General features: G+C 71.8%; 12 protein-coding genes and 1 pseudogene. 5 read left to right on the top strand and 8 right to left on the bottom strand.

Annotation, left to right across the window (positions count from 1 at the left end; genetic code table 11):
• Position 1: 1 nt before the first annotated feature.
• From ACIQGV_RS09150 to ACIQGV_RS09135, 4 genes are all read left to right on the top strand, one after another.
• Positions 2 to 3,052, top strand: coding sequence for a hypothetical protein (locus ACIQGV_RS09150; protein ID WP_402492602.1), 3,051 nt, complete (start codon positions 2 to 4; stop codon positions 3,050 to 3,052).
• A 116-nt stretch (positions 3,053 to 3,168) separates the two neighbouring features.
• Complete coding sequence (locus tag ACIQGV_RS09145) at positions 3,169 to 3,726, top strand: PadR family transcriptional regulator (RefSeq protein ID WP_402492600.1); 558 nt, start codon at positions 3,169 to 3,171, stop codon at positions 3,724 to 3,726.
• Between the two features lie 127 nt (positions 3,727 to 3,853).
• Positions 3,854 to 5,578, top strand: coding sequence for an acyl-CoA dehydrogenase family protein (locus tag ACIQGV_RS09140; protein WP_402492598.1), 1,725 nt, complete (start codon positions 3,854 to 3,856; stop codon positions 5,576 to 5,578).
• Positions 5,579 to 5,865: 287 nt separating this feature from the next.
• Positions 5,866 to 7,974, top strand: a complete 2,109-nt coding sequence (locus ACIQGV_RS09135) for a cellulase family glycosylhydrolase (protein ID WP_402492596.1) — start codon at positions 5,866 to 5,868, stop codon at positions 7,972 to 7,974.
• 476 nt (positions 7,975 to 8,450) lie between these two features.
• On the opposite strand, the pseudogene ACIQGV_RS09130 reads toward ACIQGV_RS09135, so the two are convergent.
• The 8 genes and pseudogenes from ACIQGV_RS09130 to ACIQGV_RS09095 all read right to left on the bottom strand — a co-directional run.
• Positions 8,451 to 8,669 (bottom strand): annotated as a pseudogene (locus tag ACIQGV_RS09130) (cupin domain-containing protein); the annotation flags it as partial.
• Position 8,670: 1 nt separating this feature from the next.
• Positions 8,671 to 10,830 (bottom strand): alpha-galactosidase, encoded by a 2,160-nt coding sequence (locus tag ACIQGV_RS09125; protein WP_402492594.1) that lies wholly within the window; start codon positions 10,828 to 10,830, stop codon positions 8,671 to 8,673.
• An 86-nt stretch (positions 10,831 to 10,916) separates the two neighbouring features.
• A complete protein-coding gene (locus ACIQGV_RS09120) occupies positions 10,917 to 12,944 on the bottom strand; it encodes a beta-galactosidase (protein ID WP_402492592.1) in 2,028 nt (675 codons plus the stop codon).
• Complete coding sequence (locus ACIQGV_RS09115; RefSeq protein WP_402492589.1) at positions 12,941 to 13,828, bottom strand: carbohydrate ABC transporter permease; 888 nt, start codon at positions 13,826 to 13,828, stop codon at positions 12,941 to 12,943. The genes ACIQGV_RS09120 and ACIQGV_RS09115 overlap by 4 nt, the downstream gene beginning before the upstream one ends.
• The gene (locus tag ACIQGV_RS09110) at positions 13,825 to 14,736 is read right to left on the bottom strand and encodes a carbohydrate ABC transporter permease (protein ID WP_402492587.1); all 912 of its coding nucleotides are present in this window, start codon (positions 14,734 to 14,736) and stop codon (positions 13,825 to 13,827) included. The genes ACIQGV_RS09115 and ACIQGV_RS09110 overlap by 4 nt, the downstream gene beginning before the upstream one ends.
• Before the next feature lie 72 nt (positions 14,737 to 14,808).
• Positions 14,809 to 16,170, bottom strand: a complete 1,362-nt coding sequence (locus ACIQGV_RS09105; RefSeq protein WP_402492585.1) for an ABC transporter substrate-binding protein — start codon at positions 16,168 to 16,170, stop codon at positions 14,809 to 14,811.
• 298 nt (positions 16,171 to 16,468) lie between these two features.
• On the bottom strand, positions 16,469 to 17,443 hold the full coding sequence (locus tag ACIQGV_RS09100; RefSeq protein WP_402492583.1) for a LacI family DNA-binding transcriptional regulator: 975 nt from the start codon (positions 17,441 to 17,443) through the stop codon (positions 16,469 to 16,471).
• 325 nt (positions 17,444 to 17,768) lie between these two features.
• Entirely contained in the window at positions 17,769 to 18,353 is a 585-nt protein-coding gene (locus ACIQGV_RS09095; protein ID WP_402492581.1) for a TetR family transcriptional regulator, read from the bottom strand.
• Between the two features lie 390 nt (positions 18,354 to 18,743).
• On the opposite strand from ACIQGV_RS09095, the gene ACIQGV_RS09090 reads away from it, so the two are divergent.
• Positions 18,744 to 19,901, top strand: a complete 1,158-nt coding sequence (locus ACIQGV_RS09090; protein ID WP_402492579.1) for an alkane 1-monooxygenase — start codon at positions 18,744 to 18,746, stop codon at positions 19,899 to 19,901.
• Positions 19,902 to 20,149 lie beyond the last annotated feature (248 nt).

The following is a 20,149-nucleotide window of genomic DNA, read 5'->3' as shown; positions in this document are numbered from 1 at the left end:
GGTGGGGAACACCTCTGCGGAGCCGCTCGACCAGTTGCTGTTCCGCTGGGAGGGCAACCGGACCCAGTACGTGACGGGGATCGCCGCCGCGGCGTACTCGTGCGACGACCAGCGCGCCGAGGACCTCAGGGCGCTGCTCGCCCCGCTGCTGCGCGTGGAGGGCACCGGCAGCAGACGCTCCAGCCTGGTGCGGCGCCTGGTCCCCGAGACGGGAGAGGCGGTGCTGATCCACCGTCGGCCGGCACTGGACGCGCGGGGCCGGGAGAGCACCGTCTCGCGCGCCCTGGTCGGCAGCCCCCAGGTGCTGACGGGACGTGAGTCGATCAGCCTCGCCGCGACCAAGTGGGAGTGGACGGGCCTCTCCGACGACGTCACGGGACGGATCGACCCGCTGCCGGTGGACGTCCTCCGGCAGCGTTTCGACGCGGCGCAGCCCCAGTACGTCGACAAGATCGCGATCGTCGGTACGCCGCTGGAAGTGGCGGTGGCGCAGCTTCTGAGGACGCCGGGTCATCGCCTGACGTTCCTGCGCCAGGACATCTCCGCCGACGAGCAGGCCAACTACGCGCCGCTGTTGATCTGGGGGCTGTGCGCGATGCTCGGCCCGTGGCTGGGCGACGACCTGTTCACGTTCGCGAGCTTCGACACGCAGGAGCATGCGGGACTGCGGCTGGTGTGTGTGCCGGAGTGGCCGAGGTCCGCGATGGGCGGCTCGGCGGCCCAGCGGATCACGTTCGCCGACGCCGTCCGGGACGACGCACGCGTGATCGCGGCCGAGCTGGTCCGGCTGTTCCTCGCCGACCCTGCCCGTCCCGACCGGCTGATGAAGGTGCTGGAGGCGTGCTCCGACCCGCGTAAGTGCACACAGCAGGGCCGGTTGGACGCGCTGGCCCGCGCCCTGCGGGCCGGCCCGCCCAGGCTCCGCACCGGGGTGACGAGGGGGGCGGGGCCGGTCGCCCCCCTCCCCAAGGGGGTTGCCGGGTACGGCGACGTCGCTGCCGTACCCGGTGTCCCGCCCCGGCTCACCCGCAACGGGACCGCTCCCGCCCCGGAGTCCGGCGAGCTGCCCGGCTCCGCGGCCCGGCCCGGAGTCCCGGCGGCGGAATCCGCCGGACACGCCGGTTCCGGCCGGCCGGTGAGCCCGATGTCCGGCGGGGCGGACCCGCAGGAGGGTACGGAGCAGAGGCCCGCTCCGTACCAGGAACTCCTGCCGACGGCCGAGGCGGGCACGGCCGGGCCGGGCACGGCCGGGCCGGTGGACACTCCGGCGCCCGTGTCCGAGGCGCCGTCGTCCGCCGCTCGGACACCCCGTGCTCCGGAGACCCGTGCCTCGGAGACCCAGACTCCGCAGTTCCAGACCCCGGACCCCCGGGCCCCGCAGCCCCAGACCCCGCAGTTCCAGGCCCCGCAGCCCCAGACCCCGGAACCCCAGACCCCGGAGTCACCCGGTCCCGAGTCCCGTGATCCGGCGCCGGCGCCGTGGCAGGGGCCGCAGGCCCCGGTCGGGCTGCCGCCGGGGTACACCGCCCGGGCCGCGTCCGCCGCGGCTCGTCCCGGTGACGTCCGGCTGCCGGAACCGGGCGGGCCGGCGGACCGGGCGGGCCGGCCGCCCGCAGGACCGGCCGGAACCTCCGCCGACGAACCGTCCGTCCCCGCCTCGTCCGTCCCCGCCTCGTCCGTCCCGGTCTCCCCCGCTCCCGAGCGGACGGCCGAACCGCAGGCCGCCACCGGCGGTGTCCCGACGGCGCAGGAACAGGCTCCCTGGTGGGAGGGAGGCACGGGCGAGGGGGCTCAGGCACGTCATGCGTACGCCCGGCAGCCCGTACGCTCCGGGCCGGACCCGATGGGCGGACGGTCTGCCCAGGGACAGGAGAGAGACGGGCACACCAGGGAATGGGATCCGCACGACGGGCAAGGGAACCGGCACACCGGGGAGGCGAGCCGGCACACCGGGGAGGCGGACCGGCACACCGGGGAGGCGGACCTGTACAGCGGGGAGGCGGACCGGTACACCGAGGAGGCGGGCCGGTACGACGGCGCCTCTTTCGCGCCGCAGAGCGGCCCGACCGCACCTTCCGGAGCCCGGTTCACCGACAGCACCGCACCTCCGTCGATCGGGCTCTCCGACCCTGCCGGCCCGCGCCGGAGCCCCGTCGACGGGCGCACGTCCGCGCCACCACGGCCGCACCCGGGGCCGGAGGGAGGCACCGGCCGGGGCGAGCGGCCCGCGTCGCACCGAACGGGCTACGCCGATCCGCAACTGCCCGTGAGAGTAAGGAAGTTGCGCAGGCTGGGCAAATGGGTCTCGCCCCTGTGGTGGCAGCAGCGGCCGCGTGCCCAGCAGCATGCCGAATGGATCCTGAGCCGACTGGGCGATCCGGCCGGCCAGGGGACGCCGGTCCCGCCGTCGCAGATCGCCGACGAACTGCGCAGGCTGCCCGACGAGGAACTGTGCGACGCCCTCGGCGACCGCGAGCTGGATCCCCGGTCCGCCGTCCGGCTCCTCACGGCGCTGGAGGAACGCACCCCGTGGCGCACTCTCGACGAAGCCGTCGAGCTGGCCGCGAACCTGCTCGACCAGTTCCTGTATCTGCGTCACCCCTGGCGTGCCGCCCTGGTCGCCGACGGCGACGTCAAGCACGGCGGAACGGCCGGCGCGGTCCGGATGTTCCGCTGGGCCGTACGGCCGTACGCCCGGGACGCGCGCCTCAGGGAGGGCCTGGAGAGGCTGGCTGCCGCGTGCGGGCCGGAGTCCGACGACGCGGTACGGGAATTCTGGCGACAGCTCGCGTTCGACTCCTTCGATCCCCCACCGGACCTCCTGCCGACGGTCTGGCAGGAGCTGGGCCGGACCGGCCCCTGGCAGCCAGAGGCACCGCGGACGGACAGAGCGCCCGCCCCGACCGGCGCGGCATCGGCACCCAGGAGGCGGTCCACGCGCGCCGCGCACCGTACGCCACCGGACGACAGCCGCAAGGCGGCCTTCGTCGCCCTCGCGCTGACGGCGGTTCTCGTCCTGCTCGTCCTGCTCCTGGTGTGGGTCACCGACTGACGCGAGCCCTCGAACCGTGCGCGGCCCCGCCGGCGGTCCGCGCGGTCCGCGCCGGGTGAGCCGTGTCTCACCGCGCCGGCGTTGCTATGCAACGAGGTGCATAGGAAGATCGGGGCATGGCGCTCGACCACGCGATCCTCGTCTCCCTGCTGGAGAAGCCGGGCTCCGGCTATGAGCTGGCCCGGCGGTTCGAGCGGTCCATCGGGTACTTCTGGAACGCGACCCACCAGCAGATCTACCGTGTGCTCAAGCGCATGGAGGCCGACGGCTGGGTCGACGTCCGGGACGTGCCGCAGTACGGGCGTCCGGACAAGAAGGAGTACTCCGTCGCCGGGCCCGGACGGGACGCGCTCTCCGCGTGGCTCCACGAACCGACCGAACCCGAGAGCGTGCGGCACGACCTGGCGGTGAAGGTCCGCGGCGCCGCCTTCGGCGATCCGGCCGCCCTGATCGGCGAGGTCGAGCGGCACCGGCAGGCGCACACGGACCGTCTCGCCCACTACCTCGCGGGCGAGGCCCGTGACTTCGGGGAACCCGGGGCGCACGGTCCGCCCGACGCCGAACGGGAACTCCAGCACGTCGTGCTGCGCGGCGGCATCGCCTACGAGCGCATGATGATCGCCTGGCTCGACGACGTCCTCGCCACGCTCACCCGCTTCGGCGCCGGTCACTGATCACCGGTCACTGATCACCGGCCACCAGGCACCGGCCGCCGGTCTCCGGCCGCCGCCCGGCCGAGCGGGCCACCCGGGACCCGCGCCCGGACCCACCCTCACCCTTCCCAGCCGAAAGGCGGCCCCCATGACCGACGCGCTGCTCCTCAACCCGCGGACGTACGACCCCGCGCACTTCGACCCGGAGACCCGCAGGCTGCTGCGCGCGACCGTCGACTGGTTCGAGGAGCGGGGCAGGCGCCGGTTGATCGAGGACTACCGCACCCGCGCCTGGCTCGGCGACTTCCTCGCCTTCGCCGCCAAGGAGGGGCTCTTCGCGACGTTCCTCACCCCCGCCTCCGCCGCCGGGGAGGGCGAGGGCGACAAGCGCTGGGACACCGCCCGCATCGCCGCGCTCAACGAGATCCTCGGCTTCTACGGCCTCGACTACTGGTACGCCTGGCAGGTGACCATCCTCGGTCTCGGCCCGGTCTGGCAGAGCGACAACGCCGACGCCCGCGCCCGCGCCGCGCAACTCCTCGCCGAGGGTGAGGTGTTCGCCTTCGGCCTGTCCGAGAAGGCCCACGGCGCGGACATCTACTCCACCGACATGCTCCTGGAGCCCGACGGCGAGGGCGGTTTCCGGGCCACCGGCTCCAAGTACTACATCGGCAACGGCAACAAGGCCGGCCTCGTCTCCGTCTTCGGCCGCCGCACCGACGTCGAGGGCCCCGACGGCTACGTCTTCTTCGCCGCCGACAGCCGCCACCCGGCGTACCACCTGGTCAAGAACGTCGTCGACTCGTCGAAGTACGTCAGCGAGTTCCGCCTCGAGGACTACCCGGTGGGCCCGGAAGACGTCCTGCACACCGGCCGTGCCGCCTTCGACGCCGCCCTCAACACCGTCAACGTGGGCAAGTTCAACCTGTGCACCGCCTCGATCGGCATCTGCGAGCACGCGATGTACGAGGCCGTCACCCACGCGCAGAACCGCATCCTCTACGGCCGCCCCGTCACCGCCTTCCCGCACGTGCGGCGCGAGCTGACCGACGCGTACGTCCGGCTCGTCGGCATGAAGCTGTTCAGCGACCGCGCCGTCGACTACTTCCGCACCGCGGGCCCCGACGACCGCCGCTACCTCCTCTTCAACCCCATGACGAAGATGAAGGTGACCACCGAGGGCGAGAAGGTCATCGACCTGATGTGGGACGTCATCGCCGCCAAGGGCTTCGAGAAGGACAACTACTTCGCCCAGGCCGCCGTCGAGATCCGCGGCCTGCCGAAGCTGGAGGGCACCGTCCACGTCAACCTGGCGCTGATCCTCAAGTTCATGCGCAACCACCTGCTCGACCCGGTCGCGTACGAGCCCGTCCCGACCCGCCTCGACGCGGCCGACGACGACTTCCTCTTCCGGCAGGGCCCGGCCCGCGGCCTGGGCTCGGTGCGCTTCCACGACTGGCGGCCGGCCTTCGACGCCTGCGCCCACCTGCCCAACGTCGCCCGGTTCCGCGAACAGGCGGACGCGCTCTGCGAGTTCGTCCGCACGGCCGCTCCCGACGAGGAGCAGAGCCGGGACCTCGACCTGCTCCTCGCCGTCGGCCAGCTCTTCGCGCTCGTCGTCCACGGACAGCTGGTCCTCGAACAGGCGGCGCTGTCGGGCCTGGACGAGGACGTGCTCGACGAGCTGTTCGCCGTCCTCGTGCGCGACTTCTCCGCGCACGCCGTCGAGCTGCACGGCAAGGACTCCTCGACCGAGGAGCAGCAGCTCTGGGCGCTCGGCGCGGTCCGGCGCCCGGTCGTCGACGGAGCGCGTTCGGAGCGCGTCTGGCAGCGCGTCGAGGCGCTGTCGGGGGCGTACGAGCTGATGCCCTGAGGCCCGGCACGGCCTCGCGCAAACCCCGCGGAGCACGGCGGCGTCCGCCGTGCTCCGCGGGGTGCCCGCCGGTGAGCCGCGTACGGCAGGGCCGGGATCCCTCCGAACGCCGAGGCTCCTCGGTTCTGTCAGGACGGTTGACAGCGCATCGAGCGCCTGGCTTCATGAACACGCACCGATGGGAGCGCTCCCATTCTGCACGTGCTGCTCGTTCCTGCCAGACGACAGAAGGGCACACAGTGGGAAAGTCACCAGGTCGGAGCCGCCTTCGCGGCCCGCTCCGGCGCGTGAGATCGCTGGTCGCCGCGGCCCTGACCGCCGGGCTGCTGGCAGCGACGGCACCCGCGGCCTGGGGAGCCGCGGCCGCTCCCGTCGCGGCCGCCGGTCCGACCCCCGCCTCCGCCACCGCCGCCGCCCCCGGCGACGACTGGCTGCACACCCAGGGCAACAAGATCGTCGACGCGAACGGTGACGAGGTCTGGCTGACCGGCGTCAACTGGTTCGGCTTCAACGCGACCGAACGGGTCTTCCACGGGCTGTGGTCCGCGAACCTCACCGAGGTCACCCGGTCCATGGCCGACCGGGGCATCAACATCGTCCGCGTTCCGATCTCCACCCAGCTCCTGCTGGAGTGGAAGGCCGGCCAGGCCACCGTCCCCAGCGGCGTCAACACCTACGCCAACCCCGAACTCACGGGCATGACCTCCCTCCAGGTCTTCGACCACTGGCTCGCGCTGTGCAAGCAGTACGGCATCAAGGTCCTGCTCGACGTGCACAGCGCGGAGGCGGACAACTCCGGCCATGTGTACCCGGTGTGGTGGAAGGGCACGGTCACGACCGCCGACTTCTACACCGCGTGGGAATGGGTGGCGGCCCGCTACAGGAACGACGACACCGTCGTCGCCGTGGACGTGAAGAACGAACCGCACGGCACCGCCGGCACCGGTCCGCGCGCCAAGTGGGACGGCTCGACGGACCAGGACAACTTCAAGTACGCCTGCGAGACGGCCGGGAAGCGCATGCTCGCGGTCAATCCGAACCTGCTGGTGCTCTGCGAGGGCATCGAGATCTACCCCAGGGCGGGCGTGAGCTGGACGTCCACGACCCCGACCGACTTCCACTCGACCTGGTGGGGCGGCAACCTGCGCGGAGTGCGCGACCACCCCGTCGATCTCGGCGCGCAGAACGACCAGCTGGTCTACTCGCCGCACGACTACGGCCCCCTCGTCTTCCAGCAGCCCTGGTTCACCGGCGACTGGAACCGCACGACGCTCGAACGCGACGTCTGGGACCCCAACTGGCTCTATCTCCACAAGGAGAACAAGGCGCCGCTGCTGATCGGCGAATGGGGCGGCTTCCTCGACAACGGACCCAACCAGAAGTGGATGACGGCGCTGCGCGACCTCGTCACCGAGAACCGCATCCACCAGACGTTCTGGTGCCTCAACCCCAACTCCGGTGACACCGGCGGCCTGTTGCTGAACGACTGGAAGACCTGGGACGAGGCGAAGTACGCCCTGCTCAAGCCTGCCCTGTGGCAGCACGGCGGCAAGTTCGTCAGCCTCGACCACCAGGTTCCGCTCGGCGGCGCCGGAAGCACCACGGGCATCAGCGTGAGCGATGTCCACGGCGGCGGCCCCGGCGACCCGGCGGACACACAGGCACCGACCGCGCCGACGGGTCTGACGAGCAGCGCCGTGACGTCGACCGGCGTCACGCTGTCCTGGACGGCCTCCACCGACAACGTCCGCGTCACCGGGTACGACGTCTACCGGGGCTCGGCCAAGGTGAACGCCGCGCCGGTGACCGGCACGGCCTACGCCGACTCCGGGCTCTCTCCCGCCACGGCGTACCAGTACACCGTGCGCGCCCGGGACGCGGCGGGCAACGTCTCCCCGGCCTCGGCCGCGCTGACGGTGACCACCGCGTCGGCCGGGACACCGACCGGGTCCGTGAAGGTGCGGTACAAGAACGACGACACGTCGGCGACGGACAACGCGATACGGCACTCGCTGCGGGTGGTCAACACCGGCGGCTCCGCCGTCGACCTCACCACCGTGTCGACGCGTTACTACTTCACACGTGACGGCTCGGCCTCCGTCAGCGCCTGGTGCGACTACGCGGTGGTGGGCTGTGCCCAGGTGAAGCTGAGGGTCGTACCGCTGCCGGCTCCGGTGACGGGCGCGGACGCGTACCTGGAGGTGACCTTCTCCGGCGGCTCGCTGGCCGCCGGCCGGGACAGCGGTGACATCCAGCTGCGGATGAGCAAGGCGGACTGGTCGAACTTCGACGAGTCGGACGACTACAGCCGTACGGCGTCCGCCTCCTACGCCGACGCGCCGGTCGTCCCCGCCTACACCGGCACCGCCCTGGCCTGGGGCACTCCTCCTGCCTGATCCGCACCGCCCTCCGGTTTCCCCTCGGCACGAGATCGGCGGCCCCATCGCTGCGCACGGCGGTGGGGCCGCCGCCCGTGCCGAGGACACCGCACGTGCGGCGCGCCACGGCATCAGGGCGGCGGCCAGGCGCTCCTGAAGCCCCCGCGGCCGTCCCGCACCGGACACACGTGATCGTCATCGGCGGCGGGCTGGCGGCGATGCTCACCGCGCAGGCACTGGGGCGCGGGGCGGACGTCACCCTCGTCGACCGCTACGTGCTGCCCGGCGCTCCCGCACCGCGCAAGGTGCTGCCCCAGGCGGGTCACGTCCATCTGCCGTGGTCCGGTGGCGCGGACTCGCTGGAGCGGCCGGCGCCCGGCGCACTGCGCGGACTCGCCGCCCACGGCGCCCGCCGGATCCCCCTGAGCAGCGGCATGGTGGCCTACAGCCCGAAGGGCTGGTACGGGGGATCCGCCGCCGCTTCCCGGGGCCGGTCACGCCGTGGCCTCCAGTGCCTCGCGCCACACCGGGCTGTCGACGTAGTGGTTGTCGAAGCGTTCCGCGGACTCGGCGATCTCCCTGGCGTCCGCCTCGCCGCGCATCACCCGGCCGAGCAGGCGCAGGTAGTCGAACCGGTCCATGCCCGGAGTGAACACGAACAGCACGTCCGCCTCCGCGCCGGGCGCCGCGGCGAAGGCATGCGGGGTGTGTGGTTCACCGCGGCTCGTCGCACCGGCGCAGCCGGACGAGTGCGCTGGCGCAGTCGCCGTTCGGCAGTTCCGGCAGGGGGAGGCCGTAGGCCGCCAGGGTGGCGCCCGACCAGGTGCTGCCGGTGTCCTCGTCACGGTAGACGGCGTCGTCGTCCAGCCCGCGCAGCCGCAGCGGCGGGTGCGCGGGCCCGAAGGCCGTGGTGGGGCGCCAGACCAGGACGACGGAGCGGTCCGCCGACGGGCCGACGTACTGGACCGCGGTCAGGGGGCCCCGGCCCGGGGGCAGCAGGCGGTGGAGCCGCCCGTGCTGCACCACGGGGCGGATCTCCTTGTACAGCCGCACCAGCGCGGCGGCCTCGGCCCGTTCGGCCTGTGTCCATCGGGGCAGGTCTCCGCCGATTCCGAGGACGCCTGCCATCGCGGTGTGGAAGCGGAACCGCAGGGGAACGGACCGGCCGGTCAGGGGGTTGGGCGTGTCGGTCACCCAGGCGGACATCACCTGCGCCGGATAGACATGGCTGAAGCCGTGCTGAATGGTCAGCCGGTCGACCGCGTCGGTGTTGTCCGACGGCCAGACCTGGTCGGTGCGGGCGAGGACGCCCGGGTTCACCCGGCCGCCGCCGCCCGCGCAGGACTCGATGCGCAGGTGGGGGAACGCGGCACGCAGGCGGTCCATGACCTGGTGCACCCCTCTGGCGTGCGTGAGGTGGACGCCGCGCGCGCCGGGGCCGCCGCTGTGTCCGCCGGCTTCGGTGAAGGACCGGTTGAAGTCCCATTTGAGGAAATCGACCGTGTTCCGGGAGACGACGTCCGAGAGCCAGGCATACGCCCAGTCGGTCACCTCGGGCCGGGAGAAGTCGAGGACCCTCTGGTTGCGCAGTTCGGTCGTGGCGCGGTCCGGCAGATGCACGGTCCAGTCCGGACGGCTGCGGTACAGGTCGCTGTCGACGTTGACCATCTCCGGCTCGACCCACAGGCCGAACGCCATTCCGAGGCGGTGGACCTCGTCGGCCAGCGGCCGAAGACCGCGCGGGAAGCGGTCGCGGTGGGGTGTCCAGTCGCCCAGCCCCGCGCGGTCGTCGTCCCGGCGGCCGAACCAGCCGTCGTCGACGACGAACAGTTCGGCGCCCAGGGCCGCGGCGTGCCGGGCCAGGTCGAGCTGGTTCTCCTCGGAGACGTCGAAGGCCGTGGCCTCCCAGGAGTTGTACAGCACCGGCCGCAGTTCCCGGGGGTGGGGCAGGACATGGTCGCGCAGGTAGGTGTGGAACGAGCGGCTCGCGGCTCCGAACCCGTCCGCACTGTAGAGCGAGGCACTGACCGCGGTCGTGTGCCGGTCACCCGGCCGGAGTTCCAGCTCGACCCCTTCATGGCCCTCGCCGGCGAGGACGCCGACGCGCCCGGCGGCGGTGCGCTGGGCCGTGATGCGCCAGCTGCCGCTTGCCGCGAGGGTCACCATCCACACCTCGCCGTGTTCTTCGCCGGCGTCCGCGGCGTCCAGGGCGATCCAGGGGTTCGCCTGATGGCCGGTGTGGCCGCGGCGGCTGGTGAGCACCGTCTCGCCCACGGGCAGGGCGGTCCGTTCCAGGCGGCTCTCGGCGGCCCACCCTCCGGAGACGGTGCTCAGCCGCCAGTCGGGCCGGTGCGGCAGGGGCCAGTGGGCCGAGGAGAACCGGGTCAGCAGCACCGGCTCGTCCCCCGCCGGGCCGGTGTGCGTGAACTCCGTCCACCGTTCCAGGACGTCGCCGTCGGGGCGGACGCGGTAGTGCAGTTCCCAGGCCAGCGGACGGGCACGGTCCTGGAACGAGACGGTCAGGTGCCCCTCCCCGGCGACCGTCAGCCGCGGCCGGGCGGGTTCGACGGGACTGCTGCCGTCGCCGAAGCGCACCTCCATGGCCGGCACCCCGAATCGGGCACCGCCCTCGACGGGATACTCCTCGACGCCGTCCCAGCGGCTGGTGAAGCTGGTGTCGTGGTCGGACCACACCGGCAGAGCCGCCGCGTCGGCGAGCGGGATCGGCGCGCCCCAGTGCACGTGGTGGACGGTGCGGGCCGCGGGATCCACGCGCAGCACATAGCTCGACGTCGCGCCGCGCAGCAGCACGGTCTCACCGGCGGCGTCGATCTGCACCCGCGTGGACGGCTCGGGGTCCGGCGCGGCGGGCACGTCCCGGCTCTCCGTGCCGTGGCCGGCGGTTTCCGCGGGCAGGGGGGCCGGCGGGTGACGGTGTCGGTGGTTCTGGCTCACAGGTGTCACTCCGAGGGGTTCTCGCGGATCACGACGACCTCGCCGGCGGGTACGGTCGTCCGTCCGTCGTGCACCGGGGCTCCCAGCAGGCCGACGCCCTCGACGGGCACGGTCATGGGGCCGTCCGTGTGGTTGAGGAGGAACAGGTAGGACGCCCCGGGGCCGGATCGTCGTACCGCTTCCAGTCCCGGCCGGGCGGGTACGGCCGGCCGGGCGTCCGCCTGCTCGCAGAAGGACGCCAGCAGGTCGCGCAGCGAGGCGACGGACAGATGGGTTCCGACGTACCAGGCGCTCCCCCGGCCGTAGGTGTGGCGGGTCGCCGCGGAGCCTCCGCCGGCCGGACCGCCGCCGGGTTCCCCGGCGTACCTCAGTACGGTCTCGCAGCCGCGCGGCCGGATGCGCTCGGCCCAGCGGGTGACGTGGGCCCCGTCGGCCAGTCGTGCCGTCTCGGCCGGACGCAGGGGCAGATACTCCTCGACCGTGAGTCCCAGGACGTCGCGCAGGGCTCCGGGATGTCCGCCCGCGCGGACGCGGTCGTGCGCGTCGACGACTCCGCTGAAGTACCCGACCGCCAGATGGCCTCCGCGCTCGACGTAGCGGGTGAGGTTCTTGGCGTCGTCGTCGGACAGCAGGTAGAGGTTCGGTGCGACGACGGCCCGGTATCCCGACAGGTCGGTGCCGGGCGCGACGAGGTCGCACGTGATGTTCAGGCTCCACAGCGCCTCGTACCAGTCGCGGACCGTGTCGAGGTAGCGGACCTCCTCGGAGGGGCGGGCCTCCAGTTCCAGCGCCCACCAGGAGTGCCAGTCGAACAGCACGGCGACGTCGCTGCGGACGCGGGTGCCCACCACGTCGCCGAGCGCGGCCAGGTCCGCGCCGAGCCGGCTGACCTCCTCCCAGACACGGCTGTCGGTGCCGGAGTGGGGCAGCATCGCCGAGTGCCATTTCTCGGCGCCGGCCCTCGACTGCCGCCACTGGAAGAACATCAGTCCGTCCGCGCCCCGGGCCAGATGGGCGAGGCTGTTGCGCCGCATCTCGCCGGGGCGCTTGGCCACGTTGACGGGCTGCCAGTTGACCGCGGAGGTGGAGTGCTCCATCAGCAGCCACGGGCGGCCGCCGGCCATGCCGCGCGCGAGGTCCGCGTTGAGCGACAGGCCGATGTGTCCGTCCGGGTCGGCGGCCGTGAGGTAGTGGTCGACCGACACCAGGTCGCACTCGGCGGCGAAGGCGTGTCCGTCGACCTTCTTCTCCAGCGTGCCCATGAGGTTGGTCGTGAGGGGGATGTCGGGTGCGATCCGGCGCAGGATCCTCGTCTCCGACCGGTGCCGGTCCAGCAGCGCGTCGGAGGAGAAGCGGCGGTAGTCGAGATCCTGTGCGGGGTTGCGGAAGGCCGTGGTGTCACGGGGCGGGTCGATCTCCTCCCACTCTCCGTACCGCTGGCTCCAGAAGTCGGTGCCCCATGCCTCGTTGAGCGCGCCGAGCGTGCCGTAGCGGGTGCGCAGCCAGGTCCGGAACGCGTCGGCGCTGACGTCGCAGTAGCACAGGGCGTTGTGGTTGCCCCACTCGTTGTGGACGTGCCAGAGGGCGACGGCGGGGTGGTCGCGGTACCGGGTGGCCAGTGCCTCGACGAGGCTGTCGGCGGCACGGGCGTAGGCGGGATGGCTGGGACAGAACACCTGTCTGCTGCCGTGCGCCAGGCGGGTCCCGGACGCTGTCACCGGCCGGGCCCGCGGGTTGAGCCGGGTGAACCAGGGCGGTGGTGCGGCGGTGGGGGTGGCGAGGTCGACGGCGATGCCGTGGCCGTGCAGAAGGTCCAGGACCTCGTCGAGCAGGCTCCAGTCGTGGACGTCGGGACGGGGCTGGATCCGGGACCAGGAGAACACGCCGAGGGTGACGAGGTTGACTCCGGCGGCGCCCATCAGCCGGACGTCCTCGAGCCAGATGTGGCGCGGCCACTGTTCGGGGTTGTAGTCGCCGCCGTAGGCGATGCCGCCGAGGCGGTGGTTGAGCAGGGTCAGGGGGTGCTGGGTCACGACTTCACCGCTCCGGCGGCCAGTCCGGCACGCCAGTGGCGCTGCAGGAGAAGGAAGGTGAGGACGATGGGGATCACGGAGACGAGGGCGCCCACGACGGTGAGGCTCTGGAGCTCGGGCAGCCGGCTGGTCTGGGACTGCCAGGTGAACAGGCCGAGGGTGACGGGGTAGAGGCGGTCGTCCTGGAGCATGACCAGGGGCAGCAGGAAGTTGTTCCAGATGACGACGAACTGGAAGAGGAAGACGGTGACCAGGGCGGGCGCCATCAGACGCAGCGCGATCGTGCGGAAGATGCGGAACTCCCCGGCACCGTCCATCCGGGCGGCCTCGACGACCTCGTCCGGCACGGACGCGGCGGCGAAGATGCGGGAGAGATAGACGCCGAACGGGCTGACGACGCTGGGCAGGAACACCGACCAGAAGGTGTCGGTGGCGTCGAGTTCGGCGAAGAGCAGGAACAACGGCAGGGCGAGCGCGGTGGCGGGGACGAGGACGCCTCCGAGGATGACGGAGAACACCGCTTCGCGCCCGGGGAACGTGTACGTGGCCAGGGCGTAGCCGGCCGCGGCGGCCAGGGCCGTGGCGGCGGCCGCGCCCGCGCCCGCGTACAGGAGGCTGTTGAGCAGCCAGCGGCCGAAGGCGCCGTTCTGCTGTGCGAAGAGTGCGCTCAGGTTGTCGCCGAGGTGCCACTCGGCCGGCAGCAGGCCGGGGGTGCCGACCAGATCGCTCTGGCTCTTGGTCGCCGCGACGATCAGCCAGTAGACCGGCAGCAGCATGTAGCAGGCGGCGAGGACCATGAACGCCATGGCGCCGATGGTGGCGCGGCCGTTCTTCGGTCGTGGTGCGGCCGGGTGGGCGCCGTCGGTGCGGGTGAGGACGCTCATGCCTGCCTCCTCGTGGTGAAGCGCAGGAACGCGAAGGACAGGACGAAGGTCACGGCCGCCAGCAGGACGGACAGGGCCGCCGCTCCGCCGTAGTCGTCGCCGGAGGCGAGTGAGTAGGCGGCGAGGTTGGGGGTGTAGGTGCTGGTCACGCTGGTGGAGACGGAGCGGAACACCTGCGGTTCGGTGAACAGCTGGAAGGTGCCGATGACGGAGAACACTCCGGTGAGGACGAGCGCGGGGCGGATGACCGGGACCTTGATGCGCAGGGCGACGGTCCAGCCGCCGGCGCCGTCCATGCGGGCGGCCTCCTCGATGTCGGAGGGGACCGCCTGGAGGGCGGCGTACAGGATCAGCATGTTGTAGCCGGTGTACGTCCAGGTGACGACGTTCCCGATGGACCACAGGATCGTGTCCGCCCCCAGCAGGTCGACGTGCAGTCCGAGCGACCGCAGACCGTCGACGACGGGTGAGAGCCGCGGGTCGTACAGGAAGGCCCACATCAGGGCCGCGACCACGCCGGGGATGCCGTACGGCACGAAGTAGACCAGGCGGAAGAAGCGCTTGCAGCGCGCCACCGCCGAGTCCAGCAGCAGGGCCAGGGTCAGCGAGAACAGCAGCATGACGGGTATCTGGACCAGGGCGAACGCGGCGACGCGCAGGACGCTGTCCGCGAGGAACGGGGCCGTGACGATGTCGGCGTACTGCTCGAAGCCGGCGAACACCGACTCGGTCCGGCCGAAGGTGCCGCCGGTGCGTTCGGTCTTGTGCAGGCTCTGCCAGAAGGCGTAGCCGACAGGGAGGAGTGTGAAGAGGACGAAGGGGACGAGGAAGGGCAGCAGGAAGAGAAGAGGGGCCGTGGAACGTCGTGGTCGACGGCGCCGGGCCGGGGGTGCGGAAGTCGCGGTCACGGGCAGCCTTACGGGAATGTGCCGGTCCCCGCCGCGTTTCCGCGGCAGGGACGGTGCGGGGCGGAGAGGCCGTCAGTCGGTCACGTCGAGCGACTGCTTGCGCAGGGACTCGGCGCTCTGCGCGTCGGTCTCCTTCAGCACGTCACCGAGGGTGGACTTGCCTCCCACCACGTTCGCCGTACCGTCGCCGAGGTAGCGGTAGGTGTCCGTCATGGTGGGGCCCCAGGTGAAGCCGGTGTCGACGCCGGCGGACGCCTCCGCGAAGACGTCGAAGACCTTCTGCTTCCCGTAGAAGTCGACCGGCTTCTGCAGGGCCGGCAGTGCGAGTCCTGCCTTCGCGGCCGGGTACAGGCCGCCCTCACGGTTCAGGATCTCCAGCGCCTCGGGGTCCGTGTTGAGCCACAGGGCGAACTCGGCCGCTTCCGCCGGGTGCTCGGAGCCCGCGAGGACGGCGGTCGTCGACCCGCCCCAGTTGCCGGCCTGCTTGTCGCCCGCGTTCCACTGGGGCATGGGCGCGACCGCCCACTTGCCCGCGGTGGACGCGGCGTTGTCGCGGATGGTGCTGTAGCCCCAGGCGGCGCTGATCCAGGTGACCACCTCGCCGGAGTTCCACGACTTGTACAGCGCCGGGGAGAAGCCCTGGAGGTCGGTGGCGACGAGCTTGTCGTCGATCAGCTTCTGCCAGTAGTCGGCCACCTTCCTGCTCTCGGGCCGGTCGACGGTGACCTTCCAGGCATCGCCCTGGCGCTCGAACAGACTGGCCTTGTTCTGCCAGAGCAGGCCGGTGAACCAGTTGGGGTCGGTCTGCGAGTAGTGCGTGATGTACTTGCCCGCCTTCTTCACCTTGCGGGCGGCGGCCTCGTACTCCTGCCAGGTGGCGGGGACGGCTATCCCGAGGTCCTCGAAGACGTCCTTGCGGTAGAACAGGGCCATCGGGCCGGTGTCCTGGGGCACGGCCCAGATGCCGTCCTCGCCTCCGGCCCCGAACTCGACCTGCGACCAGGTCCAGTCCACGAACTTGTCGCCGGCCCGGGCCACTTCGGGGCACGCGGAGATGTCGCGCAGCCCCTCCTTCAGGCGGAAGCTGGCGAGCGAGTCGTACTCGATCTGCCCCAGGTCGGGTGCCTTGCCCGCCTTGAGCGCGTTGGACAGGTTCTGGTAGGTGCCGGCATTGCCCGACGGGGTGGTCTTCAGTTCGACCTGGATGTCGGGGTTCTCCTTGTTCCACAGGCTCACGGCCTGCTCCATGCCGGGAACCCACGACCAGTACTGCAGCGTGACCTTGCCCGAGGCGGGCTTGCAGGAAGAGGCCGCCGCGCCGTCGTCCGCGCCACCACCGCCACCGCCGCCGCATCCGGTCACCGCGGCGAGGGCCAGGACCACGCCGCCGATCAGCCGGCGTCTGCCCCCAGGGGTGCGATCGAGCATCGCCATGAAAGTCGCTCCTTGCGCCGAGAACCCGCTTCGTCCAAGCGGTGGCCGCAAACTTGACAACAGGACTCGCCACTTGTCAAGGGATTCTTCGAACTTCGCCATCTCTTCCGGCTTGCTCCGCTCGGCACCGGCACACCTTCAAGGTCTCCTTAATAGGCTCCGAGCTGCTGTTTCGATCGAAGCAAGCGCTGTCTCCAGGAGGTGGAAAGTTTTGGCGTAATCGATTGCGCAACGACCTTGAGATGTCCGTCAGGGAGCATCGGCAAGGGAGCGAGGAGGCCGCCGGGGAGCCGGCGTGTCAGATGGATCCCCTCTGGACGAATTCCGCCTTGACCAGTACGTTCTTCCGTACTTCACGGCCGTCGAGCCGCTCACGGAGCAACTGGGCGGCCAGACGCCCGACGTCGCCGACCGGGTAGCGGATCGTGGACAGCTGGGGCCGCACGAGCGAGGCGAAGACCGCGTCGTCATGCCCGACGAGCGCGACGTCACCGGGGATGTCGACACCCAGCTCCCGCGCCTTGTCCATCGCCCCGACGGCGACGGCGTCGTTGGCGCAGAACACCGCGTCAGGGCGGTAGCGACGCTGCATCAGCTCGCCGAACCCGGCCGCTCCCGCCTCACGCGTGTGCTCACCGCGCACCACCAGGTCGCGCGGCACGGACGTGCCGAACTGCAGAGCCAGGGTCCGCAGCAGCTCCAGCCGCGGGTCGCCGCCCGTCGCGTCACGCGGCCCGGCGATCATGGCGATGCGGCGCCGGCCCGCGGCAGTGACGCAGCGCAGCGCCTCCCGTGTGGCGGCGCGTGCGTCCGGGGAGATCAGATCGACCGGCCCGAAGGGGACGTCCGCGCTGACCACGACCGGGACACCCGCGTCGACCACCGGCTGGAAATCCCGGGGCAGCAGACGGAAAGGAGTGATCACCACACCTGCGAAACGCTGCTGGACCGCCTCGGCGAGCAGGGCACGCTCCTCGTCACGACGCGCGCCGGTGTTGCACACCACCACATGCAGCCCGAGCCCGCGCACCCCCTCCTCCAGCGCCGCCGCCAGCTGCGCGAAGAAGGGGTTGGCGAGGTCGGGGACGATCAGCGCCACAAGACTCGACCGTCCGGTGCGCAGACTGCGTGCCGTCGTGTTGACGGTGAAATCCAGCTCGCGGATGGCGGCCTCGACGGCCGCCCGCGTTTCGGGAGCGACGGGACGCTTCCCGGACAGGACGTACGACACGGTGGCCGACGACACACCGGCCACCCGAGCGACATCCGCCATGGTGACGCGTCCTGACATGACCCACACTCCCTTCGGCCAGGCCAACATACTTCAGGCGCGTTCGCCCTGGTGACAGACGGTCTCCTGCCGGCTCCCGGGGGCTCCCGGGGGCTCCTGAGGGCTCCTGAGGGGAGCGATCGGCTCCGCCCCGGGCGCGGCGGCATCCCCACCCGGGCCGGGGCGGCATCCCACCGGGGCCGTCACGGCATCGGCACGGGCGACGGACCTGCCGGCCTGTGCGGACAGCCGTCGGCACTCCGGCACCGCCCGTTCAGCAGCCGTGAGCCGGCCCGGGGGAACGCGAAGACACTCTGCGCGGGTCCTCTCACCTGCCCGGCGCTGGTGCGTACGGGTCCCCCAGGACCGCCGAGACCGCGCGGGCCACCCGCTCGGGCGCGCGGGCGACATCCGCCGCGGGCAGCACCATGTGACTGAGGGTCAGCCGCACCACCAGATCGGCGGCTTCCGCCCGCCGCTCCTCCGGGGCCCGGGCGGCGGCAGTGTCGAGCCAGGCCGCGACCAGACGCCGGCTTTCCGAGAACACCGGCTCCGTGCGACTGGTCAAGAACGGCAGCAGGGCGTCCGTGCCGCCCCGGGCCGCGGTGACGACGGCCGCGATGAACGGATTTCGTCCCGCCTCGGCCAGCGCGTGCGCCACACCGGCTTCCAGTGCCGCACCGACGTCGTCGTGCTCGCCGTGCCCGCCGTTCAGGACGGCGGCGACACCGGCCAGGAAGCGTTCCGTCTCCCGGTGCACCAGTGCCCGCCCGATCCCGGCGCGATCACCGAACTCGGCATAGACGGAGGGTCTGGAGACCTCGGCCCGCTGGGCCAGATCCGCCACTCGCACCCGGTCCCAGCCCGCCTCCGCGGCGAGCAGCCACGACTCGTCCAGCACCCGTTCCCGCATCTGTTTCCGCCAGGCGACCCTCGGCGGATCAGGGGGCCGAGGGGCTGATCGGTCAGTCGGCATACAGGCACTCCCTCGTGTCGAACGGCCGTCAGACTATTGGCCTGCCGGCTCACCCGGCACCCTTCTTCTCGCTCGCCGGTTCCTCCGAGTCGGCCGGCCCGGAGGCCACACCGCAGAAGTTGACGCTCTTTCAGAAGATTTACACGGAGCCGGTATATGTCAGTCACGGCACCCGGTGGCACGCTCTGAGCGGTTCACCGGCGATCCGGCACGCCAGCCCGCCGGATCACCGGATCACCGGATCACCCGGCAGTCCACACACCGCGGCGGGCTGTCCTCCCCGACATCCGCACCTCCATGCCGGACCCTCCCGAGGAGCGCAGAGCCATGACATCTTCCTCGACCGTGCCTTCATCACCGTCGGCCACACCCTGGCGAGACCGCAAGCGCTACGCGTGGCTGCTCGGCCTGGCCGTCCCCACACTTCCCTTCCAGGCCGGCGCGCTGGTCGGGCTCAGCGGCTGGCAGCCGCTGTGGTGGTGGGGACCGGTCTTCGCCTTCGTCGTCGTTCCCCTGCTCGACCCGCTGATCGGCCCGGACCGGGAGAACCCTCCCGAGGAAGCGATGCCGCTGCTGGAAAGCGACCGGTACTACCGCTGGTGCACCTACCTGTACCTGCCTCTGCAGTACGCCGGGCTGCTGTACGCGTGCCGGCGGTGGCACGAGGGCATGGCCGTGGGCGACGCCCTGGGCCTGGCCGCCACCGTCGGCGTCGTCGCCGGTGTCGCCATCAACACGGCCCATGAACTCGGGCACAAACGCGAGCGGTCCGAACGCCGGCTCGCGCGTATCGCGCTGGCCCAGGCCGCCTACGGACACTTCTACGTCGAGCACAACCACGGCCATCACCTACGTGTCGCGACCCCGGAGGATCCCGCCAGCTCACGGCTCGGCGAGAGCCTGTGGACGTTCCTGCCGCGCACGGTGGCCGGGAGCGTGCGGTCCTCCTGGCGTCTCGAAGCCCGCCGCCTCGGCCGCCGCCGGTACCGCACATGGTCGCGTCACAACGACGTGCTGACCGCCTGGGGACTGACCGGGCTGCTGTTCACCGCACTCACGGCCGCCTTCGGCCCGGCGGTCCTTCCCTACCTGCTCGTCCAGGCGGCATGCGGCATCCTGCTGCTGGAGACGGTCAACTATCTGGAGCACTACGGTCTGCTGCGTGAGCGGCGTCCGGACGGCCGCTACGAGCGGGTCGCCCCCCGGCACAGCTGGAACAGCAACAACACCACCAGCAACGTCTTCCTGTACCAGCTGCAACGGCACTCCGACCATCACGCGAACCCTCTGCGCCGTTATCAGACACTGCGCCATTTCGACGAGGCACCTCAACTGCCCTCCGGTTACGCGTCGATGATCGTCCTGGCGTGGGTCACGCCGCTGTGGCGGCGGGTCATGGATCCCAGGGTGCTGGCGCACTACGGCGGTGAAGCCCGACGGGCCAACCTCCACCCACGGCGAGCGGCACGCTACGAGGCCCGTTGAGCGGATCGCGGAGCGTCCACGGCTGCGGTGGACGGACCGCACGTCCACCCCTGTCGGCTCTCGGCTGCGGGGCGGCATCGGTCGCCGCTCCACAGCCGGCCGGCTCGGTTCGGTCCGGACACTCACGCCGTCAGACCGATGTGAGGGACTCGCTCACGGGCCGTCGCCTCCCGCACGGATCAGTGCCCATGGGCCCTGCCCTGCTCCTGCGACGAAGCAGGCGGCCTCGTCCTTGCATGTGCCGCACC

This window comes from Streptomyces sp. NPDC093094 (assembly GCF_044754345.1).
In the GTDB taxonomy this organism is placed as follows: Bacteria; Actinomycetota; Actinomycetes; order Streptomycetales; family Streptomycetaceae; genus Streptomyces.
Note: the sequence above shows the minus strand (reverse complement) of the source record. Positions and strands in the feature narration are given on the sequence as shown.